The following is a 14,902-nucleotide window of genomic DNA, read 5'->3' as shown; positions in this document are numbered from 1 at the left end:
AGACTGTGACAGAGTCCTTCGGTAATTAGACCGTCAACCTCCCTCGGTAATCACATCACTACTCATTTTTGCCTTTTTCATTAGCATTAAAACTCAATCTATCGACCGTATTGCTCAATAATAAAGTGCTCAAAATCATCACACATTTGGTCATTCGACTTTGCATTATTCGCTAATTCAGTTGCTCCATCAACGATCGATACCTTCGCATTCAAATCCGCGACTGGTGCACGTTCTCTTGTCGACAGCTGTTTGATTTTTTGCTCCTCAATCGCCCAAGCCTCCTCTGGCGATAAGTTACACTCGTCAGCGAGATATTTGGCATTAAAACCTTCCCCAGTCAGGCTTTCGATTGTACCGTTATGGTTCACGCTATTGCCTTTATGCCAATAGTGTTTCGCCAACAAAGGCCCGATCTCTGGGTTATCTGTTAAGTAACCAAACTTGTCGGTGAAATAAGCTCGTGTTTGATACACCGCCATATGAGCCAATAGATAACCTTGGTATGAGCAAGATGCTTCATCAGACAATAAGTGAGGGATCGCCATTAGTGGACGAGGGCTGCAAGACAATCCAAGAATTGCCTTTTCACTGCTACGAGCAAGTGCCGTGATTTTTTCAGGCGTGAGGTCTTCATCAGCTAATTCGTACAGGGCTCGCTCGAAATATGGAACCACAAGAATGCTGCGTTCTTGGTAAGCTCGGAAGGGCTGTTTATTGTCGATGATGGCTTTAATTAGATCATCTGGCACAGGTTGCCCGTCCGCATTTAGAGCGTACTGTTTTAGCCAGTCAGCGTCATTTAACAAGCTGTCGCAGAACATGGATTGTGTTTCAGCATAAGCCATCGAAGTCGGCGCAAACTCTTGAGAGAAACAAGGGGCGTTCATTTTTACATTAGCAAAATGCGCCGCGTGACCACCTTCGTGAAATAGTGTGTTAATCCCATCATAGCCACTGCCTATTTGATCGGGCTTAGCGTTGCTAGTGAAATTAACTTGGGCCGCAACCCAAGCATCTTGGTCATAGAAAGAAGGGATAGGGCCATGGCAGAAGCCATTAGGGTATTTTCCTTTGCGATCAAGTAAATCGAGTTTCAATGTCGCTTGAGAGTATTCAATGTTGAGGCGACCAAAAGACTCTATCCAGCGTCTTAATGATTTTGAGAACGGAACATACGGGTCAAGATCATTCATAACGTCACCTGCAAAAGAGTAGGTAAAGTTATGGGCTTGAAGTGCATTCTCGCCTTTCTGCTCTGCCAAATTGGCTAGGCTTTGCTGATGGCTATCACGCGTGCGTGCTTCGAAGTCATCCAGAATCGTAAACAGTTGTTCTGTCGTCATCTGTTCGGTTTTTACCACCGAGTAATCAAAGAAGGTTTTAAACCCCAGTGATTGAGCAAATTGGTTACGTTTTTTGATCAGCTCAATAAAGCCGTTAGCCAGCAGCCATTGCTCTAAATCTAATAATGCTTGATGTACAGAAAGCCTAACTTGTTCATTACCATTACTTCTAACGGCTGAACCTAAAACGGGCAGCGATCCTTCTGTTTCATCACCTGTTTCATTTACGTAAGTCATTACATGATTCTGTTTTTTCTCAAACAGTTCAGCCTCAAACTTTATGAGATCGGATTTAAGCTTCTGTGACTGCTCAGACTCAATAGCGTGAGATCTAAAGGTCGCCAACCAACCATTCAAGCCTGTCAGCGTACTCTCTTTTTCGAGAGGATCTTGAATTTCATCAATAGCAGCGAGTTGCGTTTCGATAGCAGTAATCTGTTCGGCAGAGCTTAGAAATTCCGTCCACTGAGTCTGCGCGAGTGTCGAGCCATCGTGGTCGTCACTGATCCCCATATATGTATCCCAAAAGAAGTCTTCTTTCGCTTTATGAGTCGCAAGATACTTTTGATTCAATTGGTTGAGATAGTTCGTTGCAGTCATGACATTCCTTGAAATTTAACCAGTAATTTCAACATTATGACACATTCATTGAATGTATTTTGTGACGATAGATATAACTGAATGCAGTCACAGCCTATCGGTTTACTTTACAGCGTATTAGTGATAATTAACTGTTAATGGTTTGTTGTTTGCTAGTATTAACTAAAGAGAGTGTGCTGATTTCTCCGGCTTTTTATTGAGTAAATTGATGTTCTCAAGGTCAGCGTTTTTGTAAGGAAGAGGTTTAGGATGGATCCTATTTTATATATCGAAGTTGGTGGTGTTGTGTGGCAAGTATTCCCTGATGGGACTTGGCTTCAATTACCTGCTACGCAGCCAAAAGTTGAAGGCGTGCAAGTCGTCAGCATTGAACCTCAGAATTTACAAGAGGCTCAGCCCCTAACCGAACCACAAATCGCCGCAGTTGAACAACAGTTGGAAAAGGTGGTCACCGAACTCGTCAACAATATTGAAAGCGCACCTCAACAGCCTAACTCAGTAAATGACCAACCTAGTTCCAGCGCCTCATTTATTGTTTATGTTCGTTCCACCTTAGATGAAACGCTCGCTGAGGCGGGTTTTGATACGCGTCCTGCAGAATATGCCGACGAAGATACAACCTCGAATGAGGGTAACCTTGATATTCTGTTACCTAGTGCACTATTAACCGTTGATATTTTGGATGGTGGAGACGGTTACGAAAATCAGTTTGAAGTACCAAGTGTCACGATTACGGGCACGGCAGTGGATGTTCGAGACGGGCGTACCGTTGTTCTGACCATCACTGATGTTAACGGAAACACAGTAACCACCACAGCCATCACAAGCGATGAAACGTATGTCGTCAATGGCGTCGACCTCTCTTCATTGGAGGAGGGGGATCTTCAAGTCGATGCTGTCATTGCTGATGATTTTGGCAATAGCATTGCAGCTAACGATTCCACAATCAAAGACACATTAGCCAACATTGAGGTTGACTTCGATGGCTTTGGTGATGAGTTTTACAATCAATTTGAAATATCGAATGGGGTGCTAGTTGGTACGATTGCCAATGTAGAAGATGGGCAAACCATCAACATTTCAATTACCGATAGCCAAGGAACGATACAAGAATACACAACGGAAGTATCCGGCGGAACTTGGACTCTGACTCTTCAAGACTACTCAAGCTTTGCAGAAGGTGAGCTAACCGTTGTTGCCAATACTATCGATATTGCTGGAAACCCTACAACAGCGACCGACACGATCGTGAAAGATACGCTAGCGGACATCACCGCTGCGGTTGATGATGGTGGCGACGGTGTCCTCAATAGCTTCGAAATTCAGTCGGCTAAATTCTTTGGTACGGTACAGAACGTAGAAGATGGCCAAACGGTCAATATTCGTATTTCTGACAGCACAACGAATGTCATTGTTCTGACGGCAACTGTGATTGATGGTGCTTGGTCAGTTGAAGGCGTGGATCTAACCAGCTTTTCCGATGGTGGCATTCAAATTGAGGCTGACACTGTTGACGTTGCCGGTAACCCTGCTTCTGCAATAAATAGCGCAGGGCAAATTGTTATTGATACTGTTTCGCCTGTTATAGACATTGATACGCTAGACGGTTTTAGTATTTTGGCATTTCGTGGCGGCCAACTTACAACCATGCAAGGCACAACCAATGTTGCCGAAGGTCTTCCTGTTTATATTGAAGTTAATGATGGCTCTCAGACTCTTGTGTTTGAGGGTGTTGTTGATGCATCAGGTAATTGGGTTGTTGAAAATATAGATGTCTCGTCCCTAAACTTGGCGTCAGAATGGACGGTTGATGCCAAAGTTTTCAATACGGTAGGCAATCAAGCTATCGATGATATGCCAAGCATTATACTGCCCGAGTCGGTTGTGTTCTCAGAAACTGTTGTCGGGATTTTTGGAAATCAAACTCAGACCTCTGATATTCGCATCGATTATGCGGACTTCTCTTTTAGCGATGATCAAAGCATCGCAGAGTCACTAACTTCTCAAACCCTATCGATAACCGTTGCTGTATCGGCTGATAAACAAAGCCTAATTGGCACACGAAGCGATGGGCAAAAAGTATTCGATGCGTCAATTTCCGGCAGCAACGTAAATATCAATTTTTATAAGGCGATTGATCAGGAAGCTGGGTTAGATTCAATTCTGACGGCTCTGCTCATCGAAGGTTTGCAAACCGATGCTGATGGTACAACGGAGTTAGTGATAGGACGTTTACCTATTGTCATCAAAGATTCTGAACCTCTGGTTTTTGATGAGTCTTATCAAATGATCGAGGGTGAGATTGCGTCAGGGAACGTGTTGAATAACGACATCGATTTGGATACTCAACTTACGATAAAAAGTGTTGAAGTTGATGGTACGACCAAGACGATTGTTGGTGGCTCTCCGGTTTCATTTGCTACTAGCGAAGGCACCTTGACCGTATTTGCGAATGGCCACTGGACGTTCGTCGCCAACAGGAATTTGGACCACACAGTTGATCAGAACATCACCTTCAACTATGTTGCTGGCGACATCAGTAATGATTTCGGAAACGGCACTGCGGTCATTGATATTTTTGATGGTGATGCAGGGCTAGTTGTTGATGGGACAACGACCAGCTCTGAAGGTGATGTGTCTGAGGGAATTCAAACTGTAGTCGGCCAGTTTACCGTTTCCGCTGGATCAGATAATCCAGATCCCGCTTCTATTGTATTTAATGCTAATACTCTGGTGCAGTTAGACGCCTTGGGCTTGACGACCGGAGATGAGAACTTTCCTCTAACCTACACGTTAGCGAATGATGGTAAAACGATTACCGCACAAGCAAATGGTGAAACGATATTCACGCTAACGTTGAGTGCAGTCGCTAGTGGTATCGATGTTCTAGCAGATGTCACATTAGTGTTAGAACAGTCTATCAACCACCTGTTCAGCAACGACTCCATCACCCTGCCACTTACTATTGATGGAACGGATTTAGATGGCACTTCTTTAAAACAAGGGCAATTCGACTGGATCATCCAGGATGGAGCCGACCCAATATTAACTTCAACTAGCAATGCTGCTGTGGACGAATCAGATCTTATTCACGGCAGTGTTTCAGATACTGGCACTTTCAATCTCAACGTCGGAAGTGACTTTGTTGAGTCTGTATTTTTTGATGTTGGAGATCAGCCGCAGTTGTTTAGTGGGGGTGTACAGATCATCTATGTGGTCTCTGCAGACGGAAATGAACTTACTGGTTATGTTGGCTCTGAAAGTGCTGAAAATAAAGCGTTCACCTTGAGCTTTACCTCTCTGTCAGGTGAGATCGATACTGATGTCACTTACACCTTTGAACTATTCAAGGGCCTCGACCAAACGAATGGAACCGACCAAATTCCTTTTGTCATCACAGCAAAAGATGATGACAACGATGAAACTCAATTAACCTTGAACGTCTCGATTACGGATGGTGGGGAGCCTACGATTGGCTCTGGCATGGTCGAGTTGAGTGAAAACCCTGTTGCTGATACAACCCCGTCTGGTGTTGGAACAACAGCGAGTGCAAGCTTAGCCGTGAGTGCGGGCAACGATCCACTCGTGTTCTTGGGGTTAGATGTGACAACTGGCCAAGCCGTTCTTGATAGTGACGGTGAGGCGGTGACACGTAATGGTGAAGCATTGTCTTGGCGAGATAATGGGGATGGAACGTTTGATGCGGTATTGTCGAATGGCGATGCTGTTTTCCAAGTGAGACTTCCTGAAGATTTTAGCTTAGAAGCCAATGGTTCCACGAATGTCACGGTTGAGATTGATTTGTACCAGTCAATAGACCACGGAACCGGTGTGAAGGACACAGAGCTGTCGATTCCAGCCTCAATCGTCACCATCGATTCAGACGGTTCACGAGATACACAAGAATCTGATATTAAGATTTACGATGGTGCAAACCCTAAAATTACTGTTATCGGAAGCATTTCTGTTGATGAAGACGGTCTGCTTGGAGACAGCGAACAGGTTGGTGTTGAAGATTCTAGCCCTTCGTTAGGAATAATCGAAGGTTCCGATGATGTTGTCTCTGTGACGGTCGACACCGCTGCGTTTGATGCACTTTCATATTCGAGTGCAGGGAAAGACATTTCACTGCAAGCTGTCGATTCTGATGGTTGGTATTACGGTCAAGATTCTGATGGAAACAATATATTTAGGATTCGTTTTAATACTGACGGGACAACAGAGTTCGACCTTTATGCACCTCTCGATCACGCCAATGCTGATGGAGAGAATAATCTAGCCCTCAATTTTGAACTGGTGGTCAACGATGCGGACGGCGATAGCTCTGATCCGGCAATTTATTCTGTCAACGTAACAGATGCTGTCCCAGTTGCGCGTTCAGGGGCAATTGAAATGGTTGAGGGTGATGACCTTAATGGACAATTTCTAACAGAAAAATTCGCAGGTGCCGATGGCGCAACCATTGTAAGTTTTGACTATCGCGGTACTACCTATACCTTTGATAACGCAGGCACTCCTATCACGATTAATCTAATTAATGATTATGATGGTGGGTCTACTTACGGTCAGTTTACGCTTTCTTCAGATGGTAGCTACCAGCTGACTACAAATCCCAATGTATCAACAAACCCTGCAGATCCTAAGATCGTCGATGACATCGATTATCTGGTGCGAGATGCGGACGGTGATAAAGTTACCAGTACTGCTGAGCTTATTCTGGATGATAACGAAGGTTTTATTCGTTATGAAGATTCTGAAACCACAGAAGACAATGACGCGATTATCGTTGTAAGTGTGGCAACCGGCGATGTCGACCAAAGCGAAACCGTTACTGCTATCGAGTTCTCAGAAGCATCGCTAAACGGTGGTAGCTTGTACCTTGATGGGGTGTTGCTTCAAGTTGTAGACGGCAAGGTCACCTTGTCTGGAAGTCAATTGGCAGCGATTGATAGTCAGTTCACTGGGCCTAATGGACAGTTGACTTATCGTCCCGCGCTTCATGAATCCAATACCACCTCAACGGTTATCCTAGCGATCAACGCAATCATTAGCACTGATACGGATCCTAAAGAACTGACGGCTGATGTTGCAGTGTCTGTTTTACCGGTGGCTGATGCACCGGATTGGTCGGCTTCCGTATTCTCCTATCATTCAGTAGAAGATGACTCAGACCCAGTCAGTTTGGACATAACAGCTCAGCTGGTGGATCAAGATACGTCAGAAACATTGAGCTACCAGATTAGTGGGATTCCTGACGGCTTGAATTTGACGTTAAATGGCAACGCAGTCAAAGAAGGGAAATCTTACACACAGGCTCAGATTGATAAAATGGAAATCAGGGCTGACGACAACCTAGCGGGTCGCTTTGAGTTTGAGATTACTGCGGTTGCAACAGAGTCTGGCAATTCATTCGCTGACCCAGATGATAAAACGGCAAGTATTGTACATACCGTTACTGTCGATATTTCACCTGATGCTGATACTCCTCATGTGTCTGTTAAAGACTACAAGGGACTAGAGGATGAAGCTATTTACCTCAAAGACGTTATTGAAGGCGCTTTGGCGGACACCGATGGTTCTGAATCGTTAAGTTATATTATCCAAGTTCAAGATGGCTGGTCTGTTGAAGGTGATGGTACCGCAAAGATAGGCAATAATTCCTATTCAGTCACTGCCGAAGCTATCGCCAATGGTGTTGCTTATATTCAGCCTAAAGAAGACATCAGTTCCTTTACTGAAGATCTGTCAATAGACGTAACAGCAATAGCGACTGAGTCGACGATCGATTCACTTATTCCTATCAATGGGCAAGCGTCAAGTGATACAAAAACCATCAATATCTTTTTGAAAGGTGTTGTGGATGAACCTATCGCGGTAGACGGTGGTAATGGTCATTGGCAATACGACAGTGACAGTAAAGTCATCAGCAACCAATCGGTCTTGAATGAAGATGGGTTAATACAGCTCGACTTCCTCATACAAACGACGGATGACGATGTTTCAGAAGAGATCAACATACTGCTTACTAACATTCCTGAAGGTACTTTGCTGGTGGATGCGTTGGGTGAACCAGTATCGCTGACGATTGCGTATGTTGATGATGTGACAGGGCCCGTATTCCAAGTCTCTAACGCTCAACTGGATGATCTGTATCTCAAGCCAGTTCTTGATTTTAGTGGTGAATTAGAACTCACCGTTATTGCTATCTCAACTGAGCCCGATGGTGATTCGGGCGAGTTTCCTATGACACTTAAAGTAGAGCTAGCGCCGGTCGTTGATCAAGAAGACGGTCAAGTGGTCAGTACTCAAGGCATCGAAGACAGTCAAATCGGCCTGAACCTTGAACCTTCAGTGAATCAGGATATTGATGGCAGCGAATCCTTGACGGGATATGTCATTGATAGCCTACCTGCAGATCTCACTCTTTATTTTGATGGGAGTGTTATTCAGGTCCCAGCTTCAGGCTTAGATTTGGATACTCTACTGGACTCAACAACGCCAACGCTTTCGGATCTTCTAAGCAGCGGCAGGCTTTCTGTTACAGCGACAGAAGATTTAAGCGGAACATTCTCAATTCCTATCACCTATGAAGTCACGGATACCTCTCCAACTGGTGCAACGGATATTAAAGATATTACCGGATCCATTAGCGTGACTGTCGATGCTCGTGTCGAGCTAGATACTCGATTAGAAGGCTCTACAGAGCTGTTACAGAGTACAGATGGCTCGCCTGTTGATATCTCTAACGCCGTGACGTTCGTCGACGCGGATATCGATGGGTCAGAGTACCTAGATTATATTTTGATCGAGATTCCCGACGGCTATTCGTTGATTGTTGAGCACCCTAATGGTGCTGCGCAAGATAGCTCTGGGAATTGGATCATATCGGCGGATGGGCTAACGAGTGACTCTTTCCAAGAGCTCGCAGCGTACATTTTAGATAATGCGACGATTTCCAGCCCAAGTGATACTCCGGTACTGGATATTGTGGTTCGTGCTCGTGTGATTGATGGTGAAGATGCGAGATATATTGATGCGACTTTCCCGCTGCAAATTACTGGTCATGACGGCGGTGGCGGTTCTTGTGACCCTGTTGGCCCACCAAGCCCGATTCAACCCGATGGCGAAATTAAAACACCTGAAGGGGAAGATATTGATCTCACTGGCTTGCTAAACACCGATGTTGGCAGTGATCCAGACAATGAAATCTCTTTCTATATTCCTGCCGATTCTCTTCCTGAAGGCGTCGAGATTTCGGGTGATGGTGTTATTGCGGAATATGACGCGGCTGGCGAAGTAGTTGGTTACTCGATCACTGCAGATGGACTCTCGAAACTAACGTTAACGGGCTTGGATGAAGATTTTGCAGGGTGTATTGATTTCACCATAGAGACAATTGAGACCTCACCATGTAGCGGTGATACGGTGACGACGGCCCAAACCATTAGTATCCAAGTTCTGCCTGTGGTCGATGACATTACGGTTGAAGCCGACTCCACAACCATTCAAGAAGACATCGCGACAGACCTTAACCTTGAACTGGTTCTTGGTGATAGCGTTGAAGATGGACAATTAATCACTGGTGAAGGCAATAGCGCTACCGGTAAAGAAACCGTTAACTCTCTAACGGTGAGCATTTCGAATGGAGCGACCTTGTCTGAAACTCCAACTGACACCGGGTTGTTAGTTGATAATGGCAATGGTACTTGGACGGTAACGGATCCTAGCCGCTTGAGTGATGTGTTGGTAACACCACCTGAACATTACAGCGGCGATATCACCTTCACGGTAACTGCAAATATTACCGATGAAGCGGATTGTGTCGTTGAAACGGATACGCAAGATAAAACGACCGTAGTCACGATCACCGTTGAGCCAGTCGCTGATGCGGCGAACTTGGTGACAGAGGATATAGTCGGCGACGAGGATAACTACATTTCATTGTCATCACTTAGCGCAGAGCTCATTGACCAAGATGGTTCTGAAAACATGTCGCTTTCGTTAAAGGGAGTTCCTGAAGGCGCAGTTGTCGCTATTAAAATCGGAGACAACTATGAGTTGGTTCCAAACAATGGTGCTGATGGCGGTACCTTCGATGGAAACCCTACCTATGAGTGGCAGTTAGATCCAAGTCAGTTATCTAATCTAGTCATTCTGCCACCAAGAGACTTTAGTGGTGACATTAATCTGTCTCTAGAGGCGATTACTCAAGAAATTGGTACGACGGATATCCGTTATACACAATCTGAATTTACTGTAGGTGTTAACCCTATAGGTGACAAAGTTGAGTTCTTCGATTTACCTGAACAGCTCACTGGAAGTGAAGATGATGGCATCGTGATTCCTCTTGATGCCAATAGCTTTGAAACTAACAGTGATGAGTTTTTAGCAATTACGGTAACAGTGAATGGAACTTCGGACCCATCAGGGTTAGTTGGGTTAGACCGAATTCGAATTGGATCAGAAACCAGTTCTTTCACCAGTGTTGGTGGCATCATACAGGCGACGATCCTCGTTAAAGCAAGTTTTGTTGATGAGCTCGAATTCTTTGCAGGCGATGCGTTTGGTAACCTCGATATTACGATTACCGGCCGAACGGTTGATCAAAATACGGTACTCGGTGAGTTAGTGGTCGACACGGGTGACCCGAGCTCGCAAGACATGACGCTTATTATCACACCAGAGCCTGATGCACCGTTATTGAGCGTTGAATATTCTTCGATCGTGGCAGAAGCAAGTGGCACGATTCCTCTTGGTTTAGACCTTTCTCTTGTAAACCCTGCTGATTCAGAAGTGGGCTTCATTACAATTCATGATATTCCCGCAGGTTTGACGTTCTCACACGGCTCTATGGTCTATGGTCAATATGTGGTGGACTTGGCAGATGTGCCTAACCTAGCGATTACCGGGGGCTACAACAGTGGTGATCAATTTGACCTAACGATAGAGCCGTCTGCAGAGATAGGCAATAACCAAGCGGTCGGGTTACCCCAAACCGTATCGATTGAGTTTGTCGCTGAAGGGGATTCTACGATTACCGCGACAGATGATAACGATCTGTTGATTGGCGGTACAGGCTCTGACAATTTTGTGTTCGCATCTTCAGGCTTAGGGAGTGCAGAAGCACCAAGCTACGATGTGATTCAAGATTTTGATGCGTCTCCAGACACTGATGCAATTGACCTCTCGGGTATTTTGGGAAGCCTAGGGCTTAATACAGGGCTAGGGGCAACACAATATCTAGATTTAGAAGAATCTGGTGAAGGTGTGACCATTTCTATTAAACCTAATGGTGACGAAGACGTTCAACAAAACATCTTGCTAGCTGATGTCACGTACGACGATCTGTATCAAGGTGACAGTAGCAGTGCATTAGAAGCACAAATTTTACAAAAAATGATAGAAGACAATAATTTAACGCTGTAAGTTAGATGTACAGTCTATAAAAGGAAGTTTAGATTGGTAGAACAAAAAGACAGCTGGCTAGCTTGTGTTGAGTGGTTGTGTGAGCATTTTAATGTTCGCAGTCACCCTTCCAAAATAGTGTCTGGCCTACCTTTAAATGAAGGCAGGCTCAATGAATCCCTTTTTCCAAGAGCGATTGAGAAATCGGGGTTAACGCTGAGCCACGTTAAAAAAGAATTATTGAATCAATGTCAGTTCCCTGTTGTTGCTGTTGAGTCCGCTACAGGGTCTCCTCTTGTCGTAACCCAAAGCTCCGTTGGCGACTTTCAAGTATTGAATTGTGAATCCAACTTAAGCCAACAAATTCTCCTTAAAGACTTAGTCATTAAAGTGGATGCATTTGTTTGGCAAGTGGGTGCTCAAGCGCTTGATGACGCCCGTGTTCAGGCACATGAGCGCAATGACAGTAAATCCAACACCCGTTGGTTGTGGCGGGTGGTCAAAGAAGTGAAGCCTTGGTATCGCGATCTGTTTATCGCTTCGTTCTTGATCAACGTGCTTGCGCTAGTGGTTCCGTTATTTACCATGAATGTGTACGACCGTGTTGTGCCAAACCAAGCGTTTAACACGCTTTGGGTATTAGCAGCAGGCGTTGGTATCGTTGTTATTTTTGATTGGGTATTGAGAAGCTCACGAAGCTCTGTGACTGATATGGCTGGGCGCTATATTGATAACAAGTTGTCTTCTCAGCTGTTCTCGAAAGTCCTTGGTATGAAGCTCGAAAATCGACCTCAATCGGTAGGCGCATTTGCCAGACAGCTTCAAGACTTCGATAGCGTGAAAGATTTCTTCACTTCTATCTCGTTAGTCACTTTAGTCGATCTGCCATTCACTTTGTTATTCCTACTGCTTATCGGCTGGCTCGGTGGCGCAATGATGTTCATACCTGTCGCGATCATGCTTGTTTTGATTGTGCTGAGCATCGCGATGAAAGGCAAGGTCGAGAAAACATTCGATGAAACCGCACGTCTCTCGACACAAAGACAAGCCCAGCTGTTTGATTGCTTAACAACCCTTCCGGATATCAAGCAAAACAATGCAGAGGGTATTACCCAGAAGCGTTGGGAACAGACGATTTCGTCGCTCTCTCAATGGCAGACTCAATCTCGTCATTACTCCAATATCGTGACGCACTCTATTCAGTCCAGTCAGCAGATCGTTACCATCACTCTGATCATCTTCGGCGTGTATCAGATCTCTGAAGGCTTGCTGAGTATGGGTGGTTTGATAGCCGTTGTGATGTTGAGTGGGCGCGCTGCAAGTTCGGTGAACCAGCTTTCTCTTCTATTGCTGAGGTTCCAGCAAACACGTTCGGCCGTTGAAGGGCTGAATCAGATTATGGAGCTACCTCAGGAAGAGTCCAAACACCAAGTTATCGACAAAGGAGACTTTGATGGTGGGGTTAGGTTAGATGAAGTGACGTTTACTTATCCAGAGACTCAAAGCCCTGCATTAAAGGAGATTTCCCTAGAGATCAAACCGGGTGAGCGAGTTGGTCTTGTCGGTGCGGCAGGCGCGGGTAAAACAACTCTACTATCGATTGTTGCGCGCCAGTATTTGCCAACAACAGGACAAGCTTTCTATCAAGAAATCGATGGGCAATTATGGCCAACCAGCGTTCTGCGTAGTGGCATGGGTTGGGTAGGGCAAACCACTAATCTTATTTTTGGCAGTGTTTACGACAACGTTACGCTTGGTGCGACCAACGTTGATGAAGAAAAGCTAAGACAAGCTCTTCAACAGTCGGGTTTGAATGGTTACATGGGGCGCCTAAGCAATGGCCTTGAAACACCTGTCGGTGAGGGTGGTCGGTTACTTTCTGGTGGTCAGCGTCAAGCCGTTGCCATCGCGAGAGCTCTGTATCGTTGTCCAAAGTTGTTGATTATGGATGAGCCAACCAGTGCATTAGATAGTCAAGCTGAGATTCAATTCTTCAATGCGCTGCAAAGTATGCCGAGAGAAACCTCAATGCTAATCAGCTCCCATAAGTCTTCATTCTTGATGATGTGTGATCGAGTGATTGTATTGGATAAAGGTCAAATCGTGGCAGAAGGTGAACCTAAAGAAATTCTCTCTTTACAGAAGAAAAGTGTACCTAAAGGTACGAGCCGGTTTAAGACGGTATCTGTGGTGAAGGGAGGTCGTCATGAGTAATGATATTCAATGGACCAACAACCACTTAGCATTCCGCTCTCGAAAGCTGATTTGGTTGAGTGCTCTACTCATTGTATCAATTATCGGTTGGGCTACGTGGGCAACATTAGAAGAAGTCGTGATCGGTGAAGGTAAAGTCGTTCCAAGTCTTTCGGTGCAAACCATTCAGAGCTTAGAAGGTGGACTGGTTCAAGAGATCATGGTGCGACAAGGCCAATCTGTAGTGAAGGGGCAACCTCTAGCTAAGTTAGAAGACACACGTTTTAAGGCGGCGTTTTTAGAGTCGGCTCAACAAGCGGATACCTTGCTTGCTCAGCAATTAAGATTAAAGGCTGAGCTGTCGACGGTCGTTTTAAATAACGATGCGAAAGAGTGGTATGAGCGAGTGGTCTTGGTGCCTCAAGATATTGCGGTTGATGTATCAAGCCACCCTGCGTTAATGAATGCCAAGGCGAACTACCGAGAACGTTTAGGACAGTTGAAGTCTGAACTGGAAGAGGCGGCACTTCGTATCGAGCAACAAGACCAAGCTCGTGTCGATACGTTTAATAATATCCAGACTCTTGAAAGCAGCCTCGAGATTGTGATTCGTGAGCGCAACATGCTGAAAGACGTGGTAGCGAGCGGTGCTGTTGCGGAAGTTGAGCTACTTAAACTCAACCGTGATGTAGTCAAACTCAAAGGTGATATTGCTAGCTCAAAAGTAGCAGCGCAGAAGCAGATAGCTGCCTACTCAGAGTCGATAGCGGATCATCGAAGTATCGCTTTAGATTTTCGTACCAAAGTGCAAGGCCAGTTGAATGAAGTGGCGAGCAAGATAGCGCAGCTGAACGAAAGCCAGCAGGCGATTGCCGACCAACTCAAGCGTACCGAAATTGTTGCGCCCGTTGATGGCACAGTCAAAGAGATCTTTGTGCGTACCATTGGTGGTGTAGTTCGTCCCGGCGAGCCAATCATTGAGATCATCCCATCAAACAGTGACCTGATTGTTGAAGCGAGAATCTCTCCGCAAGATATCGCGTTTGTTCATAACGGGCTGGGTGCGACAGTTAAATTCACGGCCTATGATTTCGTCATTTATGGCGGACTTAAAGGCGAGGTGATTTACGTGAGTGCCGACGCCTTACAAACGGAAGACGGAAACGCCTATTATCGTGCCCATATTCAGTTAAACGAAGACCAGCAACAAAACTCTGCCTTTAGCATTATCCCAGGGATGCAAGTCGCGGTCGATATATTAACCGGAGAGAAAACAGTATTGAGTTATTGGTTAAAACCTATTTTACGAGCTAAGGAAAACTCACTTCGTGAACGATGAAGTGGGTTAAAGCATAAAT

General features: G+C 45.3%; 4 protein-coding genes. 3 read left to right on the top strand and 1 reads right to left on the bottom strand.

Annotated features, from left to right (window positions below; translation table 11 throughout):
- Positions 1-98: 98 nt before the first annotated feature.
- On the bottom strand, positions 99-1,946 hold the full coding sequence (locus AB6E78_RS17310; RefSeq protein ID WP_372132765.1) for a M3 family metallopeptidase: 1,848 nt from the start codon (positions 1,944-1,946) through the stop codon (positions 99-101).
- A 249-nt stretch (positions 1,947-2,195) separates the two neighbouring features.
- Between AB6E78_RS17310 and AB6E78_RS17305 the strand changes: the two genes are divergently transcribed.
- From AB6E78_RS17305 to AB6E78_RS17295, 3 genes are read left to right on the top strand one after another with little or no spacing between them, the layout of a single operon-like run.
- Entirely contained in the window at positions 2,196-11,372 is a 9,177-nt protein-coding gene (locus AB6E78_RS17305) for an RTX toxin (protein ID WP_372133994.1), read from the top strand.
- A 33-nt stretch (positions 11,373-11,405) separates the two neighbouring features.
- Entirely contained in the window at positions 11,406-13,565 is a 2,160-nt protein-coding gene (locus AB6E78_RS17300; RefSeq protein WP_372129696.1) for a type I secretion system permease/ATPase, read from the top strand.
- Complete coding sequence (locus tag AB6E78_RS17295; RefSeq protein ID WP_017059471.1) at positions 13,558-14,883, top strand: HlyD family type I secretion periplasmic adaptor subunit; 1,326 nt, start codon at positions 13,558-13,560, stop codon at positions 14,881-14,883. Before AB6E78_RS17300 ends, AB6E78_RS17295 begins: the two co-directional genes overlap by 8 nt.
- Positions 14,884-14,902 lie beyond the last annotated feature (19 nt).

The sequence above is a fragment of the Vibrio sp. 10N.247.310.98 genome (genome assembly GCF_041467395.1).
Classification (GTDB): domain Bacteria; phylum Pseudomonadota; class Gammaproteobacteria; order Enterobacterales; family Vibrionaceae; genus Vibrio; species Vibrio crassostreae_C.
This window is presented reverse-complemented; position numbering and strand designations above follow the sequence as displayed.